Annotated in this window: 13 protein-coding genes and 1 pseudogene; 8 read left to right on the forward strand and 6 right to left on the reverse strand. The window is 46.3% G+C overall.

Translation table 11 applies throughout. The features are described from left to right. Positions 1-330, reverse strand: a pseudogene (locus tag QZ938_RS30590) (RNA-guided endonuclease TnpB family protein); the annotation flags it as partial. 328 nt (positions 331-658) lie between these two features. Here QZ938_RS30590 and QZ938_RS30595 point away from each other — a divergent pair. The 3 genes from QZ938_RS30595 (at position 659) to QZ938_RS30605 (ending at position 6,236) form a co-directional block, all read left to right on the forward strand. Further along, on the forward strand, positions 659-1,816 hold the full coding sequence (locus QZ938_RS30595; protein WP_293355792.1) for a glycosyltransferase family 2 protein: 1,158 nt from the start codon (positions 659-661) through the stop codon (positions 1,814-1,816). A 10-nt stretch (positions 1,817-1,826) separates the two neighbouring features. Beyond that, on the forward strand, positions 1,827-2,711 hold the full coding sequence (locus QZ938_RS30600) for an ABC transporter permease (RefSeq protein ID WP_293153492.1): 885 nt from the start codon (positions 1,827-1,829) through the stop codon (positions 2,709-2,711). Positions 2,712-3,215: 504 nt separating this feature from the next. Then, positions 3,216-6,236 (forward strand): tetratricopeptide repeat protein, encoded by a 3,021-nt coding sequence (locus QZ938_RS30605; RefSeq protein WP_293355795.1) that lies wholly within the window; start codon positions 3,216-3,218, stop codon positions 6,234-6,236. Here the strand turns inward: QZ938_RS30605 and QZ938_RS30610 are convergent. Beyond that, entirely contained in the window at positions 6,233-6,463 is a 231-nt protein-coding gene (locus QZ938_RS30610; protein ID WP_293355798.1) for a hypothetical protein, read from the reverse strand. The two genes, QZ938_RS30605 and QZ938_RS30610, sit on opposite strands and share 4 nt — an antisense overlap. An 800-nt stretch (positions 6,464-7,263) precedes the next feature. Here QZ938_RS30610 and QZ938_RS30615 point away from each other — a divergent pair. Continuing rightward, on the forward strand, positions 7,264-7,425 hold the full coding sequence (locus QZ938_RS30615; RefSeq protein WP_293153483.1) for a hypothetical protein: 162 nt from the start codon (positions 7,264-7,266) through the stop codon (positions 7,423-7,425). A gap of 5 nt (positions 7,426-7,430) precedes the next feature. On the opposite strand, the gene QZ938_RS30620 is transcribed toward QZ938_RS30615, so the two are convergent. Then, on the reverse strand, positions 7,431-7,952 hold the full coding sequence (locus tag QZ938_RS30620; RefSeq protein WP_293153480.1) for a hypothetical protein: 522 nt from the start codon (positions 7,950-7,952) through the stop codon (positions 7,431-7,433). Positions 7,953-8,110: 158 nt separating this feature from the next. Between QZ938_RS30620 and rpoD the strand changes: the two genes are divergently transcribed. Next, the gene (gene rpoD / locus QZ938_RS30625; protein ID WP_293153477.1) at positions 8,111-9,280 is read left to right on the forward strand and encodes an RNA polymerase sigma factor RpoD; all 1,170 of its coding nucleotides are present in this window, start codon (positions 8,111-8,113) and stop codon (positions 9,278-9,280) included. 238 nt (positions 9,281-9,518) lie between these two features. Here the strand turns inward: rpoD and QZ938_RS30630 are convergent, their stop codons facing one another. Together QZ938_RS30630 and QZ938_RS30635 are read right to left on the reverse strand one after the other, a co-directional pair. Further along, on the reverse strand, positions 9,519-9,671 hold the full coding sequence (locus QZ938_RS30630) for a chlorophyll A-B binding protein (protein WP_106150125.1): 153 nt from the start codon (positions 9,669-9,671) through the stop codon (positions 9,519-9,521). 126 nt (positions 9,672-9,797) lie between these two features. Continuing rightward, positions 9,798-11,282 (reverse strand): ATP-binding cassette domain-containing protein, encoded by a 1,485-nt coding sequence (locus QZ938_RS30635; protein ID WP_293355801.1) that lies wholly within the window; start codon positions 11,280-11,282, stop codon positions 9,798-9,800. 40 nt (positions 11,283-11,322) lie between these two features. Between QZ938_RS30635 and QZ938_RS30640 the strand changes: the two genes are divergently transcribed. After that, positions 11,323-11,511: a hypothetical protein gene (locus QZ938_RS30640; RefSeq protein WP_293365676.1), complete on the forward strand. Its 189-nt coding sequence runs from the start codon at positions 11,323-11,325 to the stop codon at positions 11,509-11,511. A gap of 440 nt (positions 11,512-11,951) precedes the next feature. On the opposite strand, the gene QZ938_RS30645 is transcribed toward QZ938_RS30640, so the two are convergent. Next, entirely contained in the window at positions 11,952-14,504 is a 2,553-nt protein-coding gene (locus QZ938_RS30645) for a DNA topoisomerase (ATP-hydrolyzing) subunit A (RefSeq protein ID WP_293355807.1), read from the reverse strand. A gap of 129 nt (positions 14,505-14,633) precedes the next feature. On the opposite strand from QZ938_RS30645, the gene QZ938_RS30650 reads away from it, so the two are divergent. Together QZ938_RS30650 and QZ938_RS30655 are read left to right on the forward strand one after the other, a co-directional pair. Beyond that, positions 14,634-14,957 (forward strand): hypothetical protein, encoded by a 324-nt coding sequence (locus QZ938_RS30650; protein WP_293153462.1) that lies wholly within the window; start codon positions 14,634-14,636, stop codon positions 14,955-14,957. Positions 14,958-16,629: 1,672 nt separating this feature from the next. Further along, the gene (locus QZ938_RS30655) at positions 16,630-17,025 is read left to right on the forward strand and encodes a response regulator (protein WP_293153459.1); all 396 of its coding nucleotides are present in this window, start codon (positions 16,630-16,632) and stop codon (positions 17,023-17,025) included. The last annotated feature ends 619 nt before the right edge of the window (positions 17,026-17,644 follow it).

The following is a 17,644-nucleotide window of genomic DNA, read 5'->3' on the forward strand; positions in this document are numbered from 1 at the left end:
ATCTTTGTACTTCGGTAGTTTGGGACGACCAGTAAATTTAGAGGTATCTTTTTTGTAAGCTTTGAGAGCTTCAAAAAAAGATTTCCAGTTTTTATCTAACAACATCAAGATTTGCTGGCTTACTTTTGCGGGCATTGCTTTGTAAGCTTCGTGAGATTTCATCAAGCGATTCATTTCGTTGTAATTGATGTAGCCCCATCCATAAATGAAACTTTGACGGAGCGCATAATTGGCAGCATTGTAGAGATTCTTCGATTTAAAAGCTAGTTCGTCAATCTGAGCAAAACGGTGTTCGGTAGATTTGATGATGTGACGTTCTGTTAGCTGCATTCTGAACCTCTGTCTTTGGGCTCGGCGATTGTGGCGAGTAGTCAACTATAATCAAACCACTTTCTGTCTGTCATGCCGGATGTGGCAACACCAGAGGGCTTGAACGCCTCGCTATGCGATTGTGTAACTTATTATTGTTTTAGCGTAGTTTGATAGTTTTATTTTTAACATCCTGATTACAGAATATCACAATCGCTTATCCCTGCTTACAAACTGAATGAAGTTTTATAATACCACATTTTCAAGAACACGGGGACTGAATTCCCCCTTAGAACTTCCCTAAGAAGGACTAAAGTCTCGCTCGTTTCCCGCATCCCGTATTAATTTTATGAGCATTAGCCCAGCACTCGGACAAAAACCATTTTTATCTTTTTGCGCGATCGTCAAAAATGAAAGCGAGAATTTACCGCGCTGTTTGGCCAGCGTTCAACCCTACGTTGATGAAATAATTGTAGTCGATACGGGTTCGGAAGACGGTACGCCGGAAATTGCCAGTCAGTACGGAGCAAAAGTGGGATATTTTGAGTGGTGCGACGATTTTGCGGCGGCGCGGAATTATGCTTTATCTTTAGTGACGGGTGAGTGGATTTTAGTGCTGGATGCAGATGAGGAGTTAGTTGTGCGATCGGCAGATTTTAGAGAAACCCTCAAATCCCAGCCAGAAGCGCTGGCTTATTCAATAAGTAGAACAGAAGTCAAGCCACAAGCGGGAATGACTCCACTACACATGACTCGCTTGTTTCGCAATCTCCCAGAAATTAGATATTTCGGTCGTTTCCACGAGCAAATCCAGTATCAAAACCGAGGTTTTAGCGACAGTGAAGCCAGCAGTTTAGATAGTGTCAGAGTATTGCATCACGCCAACAGCCACCAACAAGTCGCCGCCAAAGTTGTCAACCGCAATATTCCCATCTTAGAACTGGCCCGACAAGAAGAAGGGCTTAGTCTCATGCTATTGTACTCCCTAGCTGGGATGTACGGCGCAGCGGGCGAGGACGAGAAAGCGCGAGACTGCTGGGAGGAAGCATTAGAAAGATTGTTTCCGCATTTGATAGACGGCAACCCTCCAGAAGAATTTGGTTTCATTCCCTCCTTAGTTTTTACTTTAGCAGGGCGATCGCTCCAAAATCGAGACTATGAAACAACGATGTTACTGTGTCAGCGAGGTCTAGAATGGTGTCCCAACTATCCTCCCCTAAATTATATAGCTGGCATGACATTAATAAATATAGGATTTCCGTTAGGTGCCGTTGCTTACTTTGAGAATTGCCTGAAACTGGGTAAAGATGGCAGCTACTATAAAGGAGAACCATTCGAGCCAAGTTTCACCACCACCGACCCGGCTTGCTGTTTGGGTCTAGCTTATATTAACCTGAAGCGTTGGTCGGATGCAGTATCGGCATTTGAACTAGCGCTGACTTTCGATGAAAACTGCACAGCAGCCCAGGAAAATTTAGCAAAAATCCGACAAAGCTTCAATCAGTAAACGGCTAAACATGACACTAAACAAAGTTCAATTACCGCGATTTCTCAACATTGCCTCACCGTCAAGCCTGTCAATGAAAATGATGTGGGCGGGTTTGGCAATAACTGCCTTATTTATCGTAGTAGCAACCTTGTCTCCCGCGATGCAAGCTTGGGGATGGCTGCAAAATCCTACCGATGCTTTGATTAACCCGATTCACGAACCCCCGTCGGCGAATTATTGGTTCGGTACCAGCCGCAGCGGCTACGATGTTTTTTCGCGCACGCTGTTTGCTTCGCGGGCGGCTTGGCAAGTCGTGATTTTAGCCACAGCGTTGAGTTTGTTTGTCGGCGTGCCGCTGGGTTTGGTTAGCGGTTATTTGGGCGGCAAGCTCGATCGCGTGCTGTTATTTTTAATGGATACAATTTATACGTTGCCGGGATTGCTGCTTTCCTTAACTTTAGCATTTGTCGTGGGAAAAGGAGTATTGAATGCTGCGATCGCCCTGAGCATTTCCTACATCCCTCAATACTACCGCGTCGTCAGAAATCACACCACTAGCGTCAAAAACGAATTATTTGTCGAAGCCGCCCGCGCAATGGGTGCTGACACTTGGACAGTGTTGTCGCGCTACTTGTTTCTCAACGTGATTCAGAGCGTACCGGTGCTGTTCGCGCTCAACGCCGCCGATGCAATTTTAACATTAGGAGGCTTAGGATTTCTCGGTTTGGGACTTCCCGAAGAAACTCCGGAATGGGGACACGATTTGCGTTTAGCTTTAGATGCGCTACCTACGGGCATTTGGTGGACGGCTTTGTTTCCCGGTTTGGCAATGACTTTAATGGTAGTTGGGCTATCTTTGGTGGGAGAAGGATTGAACGAATTTGTCAATCCCCGCCTGCGAAACCAACAGTAATAGGCAAGATTGGTTCGTAGTGAGGACTTCAGTCCGTTCTTTTCCCAACAGTAAAGCTCTAAAAAAGCTTCAAATCAAGGTTCGTAGTGAGGACTTTAGTCCTTTTCCTCCCTAACAGTAAAGCTCTAAAAAAGCTTTAGATTAAGGTTCGTAGTAAGGACTTCAGTCCGTTCTTTTCCCAACAGTAAAGCTCTAAAAAAGCTTCAAATCAAGGTTCGTAGTGAGGACTTTAGTCCTTTCCCCCCCCAAAAAAAACCGTAAAGCCCTAAAAAGGTTCGTAGTGAGGACTTCAGTCCTTTCTTTCCCGAGGACTAAAGTCCTCACTACGAACCGTTTAAGAACAACTAGAACAAGCTTCGGATCAAGGTTCGTAGTAAGGACTTTAGTCCTTCCCCCCCCAAAAAACCGTAAAGCCCTAAAAAGGTTCGTAGTGAGGACTTCAGTCCTTTCCTTCCCGAGGACTAAAGTCCTCACTACGAACCGTTTAAGAACACAACGCAAAAGATGGAATACCAAAGATTTATAGAACAAATATCTGACTTTTACAATAACTGGGGACAACCGCAAGCCGAACCAAAATCCAGCCAATTTCAGCAAATAATCAACTCTCTGCAAACCACAACGACAGTCAATGCAATGCAGTTGCTAAATTTTGCTGTCGAATGTATGTCTTCCGAAGAAATCTACTGCGAAATCGGCTGCTTTCAAGGTGGTAGCTTAATCGGTACACTGCTAAATCATTCACAAATAACAGCTTGTGCCGTTGATGACTTTTCTGAATTTGATACTTTTGGCGACAGCAGCGATAATTTAGGAGAAAACCTAGCCAACTTTAATTTATCAGAACAAGTTTTCTTTTGCAATCAAAATTTTGAGGAATTTTTCTGGGATTTGCGGGAAATGCGATCTGCCGATCGCATTGGTGTATTGTTTTATGATGCCGCTCACGATTATCGATCGCACTTACTAGCTTTACTTTTATCCAAACCGTTTTTAGCAGACTCGGCACTAATTGTTGTCAGCAATAGCAATTGGGAGACTCCGCGTCAAGCCAACTGGGATTTTATCGCAGCTAATCCTGAGTGTCAACTGCTATTTGATTTTTCCGCGCCTGAATTTAGCGATGCTTGGAATGGCTTGCAAGTTTTTAGTTGGGATGTCGTCAATACATCCGGCAATTACGATTGGTCAACTTTTCAGGAATTGAGCAGTCGATCGGCGATTCAATCAATTTACGATTTGCAGCAACCCGACCGGAAAAAAATCACCGAAGAGCTCTACAGTCAAGCTTTAAATCTGCACCAAGCTGGAAAATTTATAGCAGCAGAGAAGAAATACAAGCAGGTTTTGCAGTACGATTCAAATCAAGTCAATGCTTGGCAAAATCTCGGTACACTTTATTATGCCACAGAGCGGTATCGAGAAGCGCAACAGGTGCTGAATGAATGTTTGGCAATCGATTCCTCCGTAGCTGGCACTCATTACCGCTTGGGTTTGGTGTTGGAAAAAACCGGGGATGTTATCGGTGCCGTGAGAGCTTATCGAGAGGCGATCGCCCTCGAACCCAACTACATTGATGCTTATAATAATTTAGGCAATATTTTAGGACAAATCGGTGATATCGATCGATCTGAGTCAATTTACCGTCAAGCGATCGCACTTAATCCAGCTCATTTTGGCAGCTACCTGAATCTCGGCAACTTGCTGCTGTCGCAAACAGAAGTCGAACGCGCGATCGATCTTTATGAAACTGCCCTCCAATTGCAGCCCGATGCTGCGGAAGTTGTCGCCAATCTCGACTTTGCCCGCCGTCTCAAAAATGACCAAATTCAAGCATACCTTTATTTTGGCAGCGATCGCTACGGGCGCGGCGAATATCAACAAGCCGTTATCCAGTACAGCAAATTTTTAGAAGTTCAAACAGGCGACATCCAATTATACTTGAATTTGGCTGAGTGTTACCAACACTTAGAGGAATATGCAGCCGCCATTCAAGTTTGCCGGGAGGCGATCGAGCTTTATCCAGCAGACGCCAGTCTTTACCGCAATTTAGTCTTGGCATTGCTAGCATCCGGGAGAACTTCAGATGCGATCGCAATTGCGACCGATGCGTCGAGTTTATTTCCCGAAGAGGTTTTTTTTAATCCGGGACAGTATCTAATTTTGCCGGTGATTTATGAAAGTGTAGAGGAAATAGTTGTTTATCGCGATCGGTTCGAGACGGGAATCAAACTGTTAATTCAACAAACCAGCCTCGATACAGATGCAGGCAAACAAAAAGCCTTAACAATTATCAGTCAGCACACCAACTTCTTTCTAGCTTACCAAGGCTGCAACGACTTAGATATCCAGAAACAGTACGGGCAATTTGTTCGCAGAGTCATGGCGGCTAACTATCCGCAGTGGGCAAAGGATTTACCGCTACCTCCCCCCAGCCAAACCGGCAAAATTCGTATCGGCTACATCTCTGGCTGCTTGTGGGGACATACAGTCGGCAAATTAACCCTCGGCTGGCTGCAACACAGCAGCAGCGAATTTGAAGTATATTGCTATCAAATTACCGAGACGCAAGACCAGTTTACTCAACAGTTCCGATTTTACAGCGATACTTTCCACTACATCCCCGGCAACTTAGAATTAATCTGCCAACAAATTATTGCTGACCAATTACACGTACTGGTTTTCCTCGATATTGGGCTGCAACCGCAAATGACTCAACTTGCAGCCTTGCGCCTTGCTCCCATTCAGTGTACATCCTGGGCGCATCCGGTGACTTCAGGATTGCCGACTGTCGATTATTTCCTTTCCAGCGACTTGATGGAACCGGAAAATGCAGTTTTACATTATTCAGAAAAATTAATTCGATTGCCGAATATTGGCATTTCTTACCGGCAGCCCGCGATTCCTAGCACAACAGCCACTCGTGGAAATATTGGGCTGCGGGAGGAGGCAGTTGTTTATCTCTGCTGTCAAACTCTCTGCAAATACCTGCCGCAACACGACTATATTTTCGCAGAAATTGCCCGACAGGTTCCTCAAGCTCAGTTTGCCTTTATATCGCGTCCGAATGCTGATATTGGTAAACTGTTTCAGCAGCGCCTCCAGCGGACTTTTGCTAAGTACGGTTTGGATAGCGCTGATTTTTGCGCGATTTTACCTAAAATGGATGAGAAAGCTTATTGGAATCTTCAACTTTTGTCTGATGTTTTTCTCGACAGTTTCGGTTGGTCTGGAGGTCACACGACTTTGGAAGCGATCGCGTGCAATTTACCAATTGTCACTTGTCCGGGAGAATTTATGCGGGGCCGCCATTCCTCTGGGATTTTGGAAATGCTGGGAGTGACCGAAACAGTTGCTCAAACCGCAGCAGAATACGTAAAAATAGCTGTGAGGCTGGGATTAGAATCGGAATGGAGGCAGAGTATTGCCGATCGAATTTTGCAAAGACAAGGGCGTCTGTACGGCGATAAAACTTGCGTCGCAGCCCTGGAAGCTTTTTATTATCGTGCAGTTGAGTCAGTTTAATTATTCGATCGCGCTTGTCGGAGGTTTGGAGTCGCCAAGCGGTGATTGACTGCCCAACATCCGTGGCGATCGCGATCTGTTGCACAGTTGTTTTTAATAGGATAATGATGGCGGCAAATTTTTTGTCCTTGCCACCAACCTTTATACTTAAGCCTGAGTCTGGTTTTGCCACTCCCTGTTTTCCAATAGAAGACAACTGTTTTGTCCGATCCCAGCCTCGATCCCATGAATAATTTCCATGCCCAATCGCCAATCTTTCATCTAAAATAGTATGAGTTGGCTTTAAATACAGCAGGTCGTTGCGTAATATTACTTAGTATGGCGGAGAAAAGGTTCATCGCGTCTTTATATTGCAGCGGATATTTTTTAAGCAAGTATAAAGTTGCACTTCTTTGCAACAATCAGGTCAGACAATTTTCGATTTGAGATTTTCGATGGAATCAGCTATACCATAATGGTTGGGATCGCGGGTCTAACATCGCATTTTTTGAGGGAACAGGTGTCGGTTGAACGGCTAGCTGCTCTCAACAGAGAGCTTGGAGTTTCTCAAATCCATCGAGTACTGCCATGGAGGCGATCGCCGGTGAGGAAGATCTGCCTCGGCGAGATCGAGGTGAACTTAGTAATATTGGACTTAAGTTGTTTGTGAGATTAAAATGAATGTAGATATTCGCTAGAGAGACGAGCAATCGCCGAGCAGTTCGCAGCGTAACAATTACCGCAGGATCGAACTCTTAGCAAACTTTCTGATTCTGGCTGTTATCTCTCAGGCAGCAAAGCTCACAGACAAGCTTAAATGAGAATGTGACGTTACGAACTTAATGTGATGTAATGTCAAAAGCAGGCCCAATTTTTCAAAATTGAGCTAACTTAGCAAAGAAAGCCCCTGTTGCACTACTAAACCCGCAACGCTTCATTGGGGGCGATCGTCGGTCTCTCATCCAGAGTTGCCGGCTTACAACTAAAGCTCACAAGCTTTATTCAATCGCAGATTGCGTATGATTCAATTCAGGGAAACAGGGTAAAGATGGGTGCACCTACACGGATTGTATTGGTCTCAATTCCGGCAAATCAAAAATTGTCTGCTAACTCTCTAGCAGACTGCGCCGCAGCCGTTAACCCAGATATCCACACAAAACAGCGCCGTTCGATCGTGCCAAAGTTTTTGGGGGCCATTCTCAGAATTTAGCAGAGTCAGGCATTAGTCCGTATTGTCAAGCTAAGCTGACAGAGTTTTCCTAGTTCTTGACAAAAAACGGAAAACAACTTCCATTTTTTGTGAGAACGGCTACAATCATAAGGGTCTTTGCAAGATCCGATTCTCACAGTTTGGTGCTTCGACTCTCTGCTGTTACATTTGAGGCAGCAGACCCGCATCCAAGGTGGCGAAAATTTGCCGTGCAACTGTGATGTCTGACGACATCGTGAAAGCAGCAAGCAAATCAAAAGTTGGATACCCATAACAGAAAAGTTAGAGGGTTCCATGCCGGAAAACTTGTACGGGTAAAAGATCGAAGTACCGAGTAAAAAAGCCAGTATTTTTTGAGGTGCGATCGCATCTCCGGGTTTGCTTTTCTGGGTCAGGTATCGCAGACGATGCGTTAACTCGCACAAACAAGAAAAAGCCGCACGCTCAATCCGAGGTTGCGATGTTAAAGTCGGCGATCGAGTGAATGCGCTGGCTACTTCTTTCCCAGAACTGGAACTTTGACTCATAAACTTGGTGCAGTTTCGGTCACTGCTTCATTTAGCAGACCGAAAATCCCACGATTTCTTCCTGCGGGAATGTCAATACTGGCTAACTTGTCTAAACTACAAACAGACACTATTCCACTGTTATTTATTCTTTAATTCAGGAGCATGAGGAAGGCGGCATGATCCAGGCTAACACCGTACTCGAAACCAAAATTACACCCAAAATGGAAACTATCGAGTTGCTGAGGAACGCCGAAAGCGTTCTACCTGAGAGCGAGTTGGAACTCTTTATCGACGAAGAAGACGATCGAGAAGATTTTCTAGACAACCCGTCTGAGGAGGACGACACTAAAGCTGGCAAAGGCGCGAAAGCCCGCCGTCGGGCTCAGGCAAAGAAAAAGCATTATACAGAAGACTCTATTCGTCTCTACCTGCAAGAAATCGGTCGGATTCGACTGTTGCGAGCCGACGAAGAGATTGAACTCGCCCGCAAGATTGCAGATTTGCTGGAATTGGAGCGAGTTCGAGAACAATTGCTCGAAGAGTTAGACCGCGAGCCCAAAGACAACGAATGGGCTACTGCTGTAGAAATGGCACTACCTGCATTCCGTCACCGACTCCACGTCGGTAGGCGCGCCAAGGAGAAGATGGTGCAATCAAACCTGCGTTTGGTGGTGTCGATCGCCAAAAAGTACATGAATCGCGGTTTGTCTTTCCAAGATTTGATTCAAGAAGGCTCTTTGGGTCTAATCCGGGCTGCTGAAAAATTCGACCACGAAAAAGGCTACAAGTTTTCTACCTACGCAACTTGGTGGATACGTCAAGCCATCACCAGAGCAATCGCCGATCAATCCCGGACTATCCGCCTCCCGGTTCACCTTTACGAAACCATCTCGCGGATTAAGAAAACTACCAAGCTGCTTTCTCAGGAAATGGGCCGCAAGCCTACGGAAGAAGAAATCGCCACCAAGATGGAGATGACGATCGAGAAGTTGCGCTTTATTGCTAAATCCGCACAGTTGCCAATTTCTTTAGAAACTCCGATCGGCAAAGAGGAAGACTCGCGTCTGGGAGACTTTATTGAATCTGACGGGGAAACGCCAGAAGATCAAGTCTCGAAGAACTTGCTCAGGGAAGATTTGGAAAGCGTTTTGGATACTCTCAGCCCCCGAGAACGGGATGTACTGAGGCTGCGTTACGGCTTAGATGACGGACGGATGAAGACCTTGGAGGAAATTGGTCAAATCTTTAACGTCACTCGCGAGAGGATTCGCCAAATCGAGGCTAAAGCCCTGCGGAAATTGCGCCATCCCAACCGCAACAGCATCTTAAAAGAATATATCCGCTAGAGCATTTGTCTCGCATCACCCAAAAGAGTGATTTACTCTTTTGGGGTGGAACCCCCTACCCCAAAAAGAGCGATCGCTGTTAAACATTGTGCTGCTGAATGCAGGGCCGCAATTCGCTATTTGCTCCTGCTAAATTGTCCTGCAAAAATTGCCCTGCTAAAAACGCACCTGCAAAATTTTGGGAGTTCCCGAAGGAACTCCCAAGCTTTGCAGTGTCACAAAAGTCTTAACTAGAAAATTAGATCAGGCCCCAGAAGTGAAGCAGCCCTTGACCAGAAACCAATTCGATAATCACAGCGGCCGAGAAACCGATCATTGCTAAACGACCGTTCCAATTTTCAGCTCCCTCGCTGAAGCCCCAGTTCCAAGCGTTGCGTTTTTGTTCTTGCATAGTGCGAACTCCCTTCGTTAACTTTTGTAAGGCTTATGTTAATTAATATAACAGTTACTTGAAAAAAGTGCAAGTGTGCGATCTCTGATATCGGTCACAGCGGTCGATCGACCTATCTCTTGTTTCCTACCGAGGAAAAATCGCCAATTCGTTATCAGGATCGAATAAGTGAATTTTGTCATGGGCGATCGCCAACCAAAGCTCTTCGCCAACACGGATCGATCGATCGGGAGGCACCCGCACCTGCATCCGCACAGCCGGATCGTCAGTCAAACACACCCGCAAATAAGTTTCGTGTCCCAAAGCCTCCACAATTTCCACTTGTACAGACAGATTTTTGGTAGCAGGAGGGTTGATGCTGAGATGTTCCGGGCGAATGCCCAAAATCAGTCCTCGCCCGTCATATTTTTGTAGATTTTTCGCCCAAATATCTGGTAAAGTAAAGCGAAATTGCGGGTGAGAAATCAACAGCGGGGCGGTAAACTGCACGGGCAAAAAATTCATCGGCGGAGAACCAATAAACTCAGCCACAAATAGATTCGCCGGCTTGTTGTAAAGCTCCAGAGGCTTAGCGACTTGCTGAAGCTGGCCAGCATTCATAATAGCAATGCGATCGCCCATAGTCATCGCCTCAGTTTGGTCGTGAGTCACATAAATAGTAGTAGTGCCCAACTGCCGCTGTAACTGCACAATTTGCGATCGAGTTTCCGCCCTCAACTTCGCATCAAGATTCGATAGCGGTTCGTCCATCAAAAACACTTCAGGATTTCGAGCCATCGCCCTACCCAAAGCCACCCGCTGCTTTTGTCCTCCCGAAAGTTGTTTCGGAAAGCGATTTAAAAGCGGTTCTATTTGCAATAATTGAGCTACCTTCAGAACTCGTTCTCCTACCGCCTTTTCCCGTTCAGACAAATAGCGTAAACCCGGAGGAAGCTTGCGAGTTGCTCCCACTAAAAAGTCCTCCCCTAAAGTATATATTCGCTCTTTGCTTACAGTATTAGAAGCTAAATAATCGATCGCCTTTTTTATTTGATTTTTAATTTTTTTTGCCTTCTCACTGCTTGTTTTGTCTTGGTCTTTCTCTTTCTCTTCTACTGAATACCCGCTAACTTCTAGCTGCTTCCTTTTAACATTTTCCTTTTTCCTTCTCTCTTTTACCTTGTTCGTTCTATCCGTTACATCCGTTAAATCCCGTACAGTGCTCGTTGCCGAACCTTCTTCCTTCTGTGAGCGGCGCAATCCAAAGGCGAGATTATCGTAGACTGTTAAGTGAGGATAGAGAGCATAATTTTGAAATACCATAGCGATATCTCGGTCTTTTGGAGGCAAATCGTTAACGAGCCGATCGCCAATCCAGATATTGCCGGCTGTCAAAACTTCCAAACCGGCGATCGATCGCAGCAAAGTGCTTTTTCCGCAGCCCGAAGGCCCCACCAACACCATGAATTCTCCGTCTAGGACGGTCAGGTTAATCCGCCGCAAAACAGTGTTAGCCGAAGAGCTAGGAGTCTCTGTTGAGACACTTTCTGCGACGTTGTTTGCTACTTTTTCCTGTTCTCCTTGGCGGAGGGGAAAACTTTTGTAGATATTTTCTAATACAACTTGCGCCATCAAACGATTTTAGATTTTAGATTGGGCATGGGCATGGGGCATGGGGCATTGGGCATGGGGCATGGGGCGAAGCGAAGCGGAGGGATGGGGCATGGGGCATGGGGCATGGGGCATGGGGCATGGGGCATGGGGCGAAGCGAAGCGGAGGGATGGGGCATTGGGCATGGGGCGAAGCGAAGCGGAGGGATGGGGAATTGGGCATTGGGAATTGGGCATTGGGCATTTGTAATTTGTAATTTGTAATTTGTAATTTGTAATTTGTAATTTGTAATTTGTAATTGGGATATTCAATAGACCTCCTGCGAAAGTCCTCACCTAATCGACAGAACCGATAATTACCAGTATGTCTGGCCAATCTTTTATTATTAGTTAATAATGGCTGAAATGGCTACTGTTAAAGGATCGATAAAATACTTTCGCAGGAGGTCTAATGAAGGAGGAAGTTCCGCAATCAGCAGTGTACGGGATTTAATTGATTTAACGGATGGATGTTGAATTCAGAAGTCAGAAACAAGAAATCAGATTAATCCCCAATTCGCAATGCCCAATTCGCAATGCCCAATGCCCCATCCCTCCGCTTCGCTTCGCCCAATGACCTGTTTGGCTAATGCCCAATGCCCCATCCCTCCGCTTCGCTTCGCCCAATTCGCAATCCCCAATCCCCAATAACTATTGACTACTGATAACTTTGATAATTTTTTCACCAGGATTGAGGTCAAAAACCCGATCGCCCGGAGCATCCTTCCCCCAAAAAGCTATAGCATCAACAGTCGATCGCAGCAAGCGGCCAGCGGTAGTAAAAAGTTTAACATCCGTACCCGGAACAGCCCGCAGCAATCCAACCAAAGCATCTTTAGGCTCTGCAAAGCGAAAAGCCTGAGTGCCGATTTCGCCGCGGTTAGTCAGCCTGACAGAACCCGCAGGCATTCGTTTTGCCCAACCCAACTCCGAAAATAGCACCAGACTGTCCTCCCGGTCGATCGTAATACAACCCACCAACTGTTCCTGCTTCCGCAACCTGGTGACTTGAGAACCCTGGGCGGTGCGGCCCATGGGCGGCAGTTGTTCGTCATCAACATCAAATCGGAGGACTCGACCTCCCGAAGTTGCGACGACCACTTGGTCGCCAACTTTGCTGAGACTAGCATTACGCAGTCGATCGTCCTCCTTGAGTTTAACAACAGTCACGCCGCGATTAGTCAGCTCAGCAAATTCCTGCATCGGCAAGCGCTTAATTTTGCCTTGTTGAGTCAGAGTTACTAAATCCGCAGCCTCCGAATTTTCCGGCAAAATAAAGTGTGCAACTGTGATTTCCGAGAAAGCACGACCTGCACTTTCTTTAGTAGCACTGGGCGACAACAAACTAACAATCGGCGTTCCCCGGTCTTTTTGGCTGCTACTAGGAATATCGGCGACTTTCAGCGGATAAGCTTTGCCGTTAGGAATTAAGACGACCAAAGTGCGATCGGTTTTTGTCAGGTTTGCCGTCACAATAAAATCTTCATTTTTTTCTAAAGCTGAAACCGATTTTTCGCGACTTTTCGAGCGCGGACGTTCCCCAGCGGACAAGCGTCTCACGTACTGCTTGTGCGAAAATTCAACAATAGTTTCCTCCGGTTCAATATCGGGCAATAAATTAGGCGAAATTGTGGCCGGCAACAAAGGCTTCACACCAGCATTTTTCTTGCCAGCCGGTTGTGTCTCAGAAGTTCTCGCGCGTCCAATTCCATGAGCAAATTTAGTGCGGCGTTCGTCACCATGCTTGCGTTTTAGCGATCGCAATTCCTTCTTTAAAGCCTTCAAAAGTTCGCGCCTGTCGCTCAACAGCCGCTGCAATTCTTGAATATTCGCCGTCAACTCATCCAACTCTGACTGCAAATTTTCTCTTTCCAAACCAGTTAGCCGGCGCATCGGCATCGCCAAAATCGCATCAGATTGACTTTCGCTCAAATTGAGGCGAACTTGGAAAATTTGCTTAGCCGTAGAACCGTCAGGAGCATTTCTGAGAATGTCGATCGTAGTATCAAGATTTGTCAAAGCCAACATTAAGCCTTGGACAATGTGACAGCGACGTTCTGCCGCCTGCAACTCGTAATTGTAGCGGCGGGTGAGAGTCACCTCTCGGAAATCCAGAAATTCTTGCAACAATTGTCTGAGGGTCAACTGTCGGGGTTGACCGTTGACAATTGCCAGCAAAATCGCGCCAAAATTTGTTTGCAGGTCAGTTTGTTGGTAAAGACGAGCCAGCACCGCCTCTGGAGTAAATTCTCGTTTAAGTTCAATTACAACTCGAATGCCTTCGCGATCGCTCTCGTCACGCAAATCAGAAATACCGTCGAGGCGGCCGGCATTTACCAAGTCCGCCACCTTTTCAATCCAAGCCGCCTTATTTACCTGAAACGGAAACTCCGTCACGACGATCGCCGTTTTAGTTCGTAACTTGCGATTCCCAGGTACTTCTTCCACCCCAGCTATACCCCTGACCGCAATACTACCTCTACCCTTAGTGTAGGCGTCAACAATGCCCTCTGTAGAGACGATTTCCCCTCCGGTCGGAAAATCTGGGCCCGGAATCAGTTCGATCAACTTTTCATCCGAGATCTCCGGATTTTCAATCAAAGCAATTAAACCGTCTACCACCTCGCCCAAATTGTGCGGCGGGATATTAGTAGCCATCCCGACAGCAATGCCAGTACAGCCGTTGAGCAAAAGAAACGGCAACTGGGCAGGAAGCGCCGTCGGTTCCTGCTGGGAATTGTCAAAGTTACCAGTAAAATCAACAGTTGCATCGCCGACTTGGGTTAGCATGGCTTCGTGGGCGATCGATGCCAGTCTAGTTTCCGTGTAGCGCATCGCAGCAGCGGGGTCATTGTCCACCGAACCGAAATTGCCGTGACCCGCCAGCAAAGGATAGCGGCTCGAAAACTCCTGAGCCATGCGGACTAGAGCGTCGTAAACCGATTGGTCGCCGTGGGGGTGATATTTTCCCAAAACATCTCCAACTACCCGGGCGCACTTGCGGTAAGGTCGGTCTGGTGTCAAACCGAGTTCGTGCATCGCGTACAAAATTCGACGGTGCACAGGTTTTAAACCGTCGCGGACATCAGGCAAAGCTCGCCCGACGATCACACTCATGGCATATTCGAGGTACGATTGCTGCATCTCGGCGTGCAGAGGCGTAGAAATTACTTGCCCGGAAAGTAGGTTGAGTTGTTTAGCCATGAGTCCTTATGTCCGTTAATTCCTGAGTGAAGACAGCCCCTGTCAGTCCATAGATTTTAGATTTTAGATTGTAGACTTTAGATTTACTCCACAGATCAATCTCGGGGATTGAACTCTTAGTCTAAAATTTTGGGATCTCCACGACGATTGTGGGGACACGGTATCCGTTTGTGGGCGGGGTCGATCGCGATCGGGTTGCCTGTATCGAATGAAAAGCGTTTGCTGGTGCAGCGAACCAATAGTTCGACCAAACCGCCCAGCGGGAGGAGAAAAATAAATGTAACAGGTAAAAGCAGTGCCGAAGACTGGCAAGACTTGCCTCTTACTCTCCACTCTTACAGTGACGTACTCGACACTGATGCTATGCATACAGTGCGGGCTTCCCGTTTCATCCGCCGTTGCCTCTACTATCCGAAGATAGTGTTGGTCTTACACCGCGTCCAGAGGTTTTAGTCAATGAATCAATCAACACATTGCTACTGACTCTTTCGCTATCCCGTGATAGTGACCGGGCAGGCTCCCTGCGTCCCAAGGAGTTTAAGTTCTACTCGCACAATACACCATGGATTTACGGCAATTGCCAACCAGCTAGGCGTATTCCTTCCCCGAACTCTGGTCTTGCTGTGGCAAGCGTTTGACCGCTACTGTAGCCTGTCTGTTCGAGCAGTCGGGCGGGTCAACGACCATTGACAATATAGCGTGAAAACAATTCTCTGAGGGCATTTCAAGGTTTTCGACAATCCAGGAGGTTAACTGACTGTTTCCTCCATCTCCTGCGAGTCTGTTGGGCAACGCCCAATTCGTTCAGGGAGCGTCGTCAACAGCCCTGCTCTCATCCCGACGCTCATCTTTCAGATAGAGCGCGGGGCTTCCCGTGAGATAGCTAACGTCTATGTTGCCTACCTTTGCGCCTACCTGTCGATTTACCTCCGCCGCCGCGAGAAGGTTGATTCACAGTCATGCTTTTCCTTATAATCGCTCACAAAGGCCGATCGTTCAGAATTCAGCGGATTCAAAATCTATCCGGGCGAACTCTCAAGCCTCTGACACCAGCTCGATAGCGGTCAAAACTGAGAATGGCGAATCCCCAACCATCCCCGCTATATTGGGTACTCCGATCCGAATGCGAAGGCCCGAGTAGGTCAATCAACATTGCTTGACTCTAAGAGCAAGAAAGAAAATAATTGTCAAGGCTCCGAGACTCCCATAGCAGTTACAAAAAGTAATGGAACTGCCCTCAACCTCAGTCCACCTTCATACCCCTATCCGAGCGATCGTCCCCAGTCTAAAATCTAAAATCTAAAATGGTACAAGTTGGAGTCCTGACCACAAGAGAGGATAAGCAGTAGCAATCCCGAAATTGTCTGCGATATTCGGGGGAGAGAGGGAGATTCTCGGTCGTCGGGGAGAAAATGTAACCGTGAAGGGGAATAGAGAATTCAAATATACAATTTAAATCGACAACAGGTTACTAAAAACTTGCTACCGGGGGATCGTGAGACGAGCGCCAGTGTCAGGTCTAGTTCTAAAAAACAACTAAACACTCTATCTAAGGTAGACAATTATTTGAAATATTCTAGTAGACTGTGGTAGATTGTAGTAATATCAATAGGTTCACCCTATTTTAGGTTAAAGCATTTCCGCATCTAAGCGCGGATGTATTGTAGCAGACTGACTGAAGAATATACATCTAAAACCTGTTCAAAGTATGGACATAACCACAAAAAGTTAGAAGGTAACCAACAGTTTGCCCTTCTTGCGGTCATGGCATCGGGCGTGATATAAATGGCACTTTTAGCCTTTTGTTAAAGGCTGTGACAGATCCGCGAAACAAAGGCGTAAGATTGCATCTTACAAAATTGTGCCATACACAGTAAAGGTTGATTTTCAGCTTCTACCGGGTTAAATGTATCTGTCTGTAGTAGTAGTCTAAATGATGGTAATGGATGCTTCTCGGCATCTGTACACCCTCCCACGGTAGTCACTCAACGAATATATGCGGGTTTTTCAGGGTTCCCGGCTGATGGCGCTAAAAACTCTGCATTTTTGACGGGGAATCTAATCCCCGTGCCGTGTTCCTCTTTGGACTAATGTCGCAAAGTTTCCATACTTCCCATATTTATTTATGAAAACCGTTCTGATTGTAGAGGACGATTTGGTTAATGCTCGAGTTTTTTCCAAAATACTTACTAAGCGGGGGGGCTTAGCTGTCAAGCACACGGAAAATGTTGAAGAGGTGATGCAGATTGCTGCGGCCGGCCAAGCTGATTTGATTTTAATGGACGTGTCTCTTTCGCGCAGCGTGTACCAGGGAAAATCTGTTGACGGCATTAAGATTACTCAACTGCTGAAAGCTGACCCGCAAACCGCCTCGCTGCCGATTATATTGGTGACGGCTCACGCGATGGCCGGTGATAGAGAAACTTTTCTGGATCAAAGCGGTGCCGACGGTTACATCTCTAAACCCGTAGTAGACCATCAAGAGTTTGTCGATCGGATCAAGGCTTTGCTCCCTGAGTAAGCGAATCATATTTGAAGCAGGAAGTTCAGCAACGGATTCGTCGGCTGTCGGATGTAACAACTGTAACGGAGGGAAGCCACGAAGTTTGTAGTTTAATACGCTTGGGTTAGCGGTCTTTTACCGAAAACTTGGCTTCTTCAGCCCCGTCCTTCTAGGACGGCTTTTATTTGATCGACTTTTTAAGAAAAGTCTTGATATTTCTTAAAGACCTAGTGTTCAATCTAACCTACGAATTCGTGCTTAAACCCACATCAGAACAAATAGTTATTTTCGCAGACTGGCTTGAATAATGCGAGCGTGTTTATAATACCATTTTGACAAAAGATTGCGACACAATAAATGTTGTGTTTGGTCGATCGTACCATTGTGGTCAGGTGCGGCTCTGTCAAATTGTCGATATATAGCTACGAATTTTTCGTGGATCCACAGCCTACAACTAATGTTGTATTAATTTGTTAAATTGGTATTATAAGGGAGAAATAATTTTAATTTTAGCGCTCTTTCATCACTCTGGACAAAGTAAAACGATGGCATACCAACTTTATCCAGAGTCTAATGTTGTATATCCACGAAATTTATTCATGATATTTAATAGTTCTATAAATCCTGCTTTAAGACA

Source organism: Microcoleus sp. CAWBG27 (assembly GCF_020883145.1).
Taxonomy (GTDB): Bacteria; Cyanobacteriota; Cyanobacteriia; order Cyanobacteriales; family Microcoleaceae; genus Microcoleus.

Bases quoted from the DNA above. Each gene is read 5' to 3' on its own strand.
- QZ938_RS30595 (WP_293355792.1), top strand. From the start codon at position 659: ATGAGCATTAGCCCAGCACTCGGACAAAAACCATTTTTATCTTTTTGC.
- QZ938_RS30600 (WP_293153492.1), top strand. From the start codon at position 1,827: ATGACACTAAACAAAGTTCAATTACCGCGATTTCTCAACATTGCCTCA.
- QZ938_RS30605 (WP_293355795.1), top strand. From the start codon at position 3,216: ATGGAATACCAAAGATTTATAGAACAAATATCTGACTTTTACAATAAC.
- QZ938_RS30610 (WP_293355798.1), bottom strand. From the start codon at position 6,463: ATGGGATCGAGGCTGGGATCGGACAAAACAGTTGTCTTCTATTGGAAA.
- QZ938_RS30615 (WP_293153483.1), top strand. From the start codon at position 7,264: ATGGGTGCACCTACACGGATTGTATTGGTCTCAATTCCGGCAAATCAA.
- QZ938_RS30620 (WP_293153480.1), bottom strand. From the start codon at position 7,952: ATGAGTCAAAGTTCCAGTTCTGGGAAAGAAGTAGCCAGCGCATTCACT.
- rpoD (WP_293153477.1), top strand. From the start codon at position 8,111: ATGATCCAGGCTAACACCGTACTCGAAACCAAAATTACACCCAAAATG.
- QZ938_RS30630 (WP_106150125.1), bottom strand. From the start codon at position 9,671: ATGCAAGAACAAAAACGCAACGCTTGGAACTGGGGCTTCAGCGAGGGA.
- QZ938_RS30635 (WP_293355801.1), bottom strand. From the start codon at position 11,282: ATGGCGCAAGTTGTATTAGAAAATATCTACAAAAGTTTTCCCCTCCGC.
- QZ938_RS30640 (WP_293365676.1), top strand. From the start codon at position 11,323: ATGGGGCATTGGGCATGGGGCATGGGGCGAAGCGAAGCGGAGGGATGG.
- QZ938_RS30645 (WP_293355807.1), bottom strand. From the start codon at position 14,504: ATGGCTAAACAACTCAACCTACTTTCCGGGCAAGTAATTTCTACGCCT.
- QZ938_RS30655 (WP_293153459.1), top strand. From the start codon at position 16,630: ATGAAAACCGTTCTGATTGTAGAGGACGATTTGGTTAATGCTCGAGTT.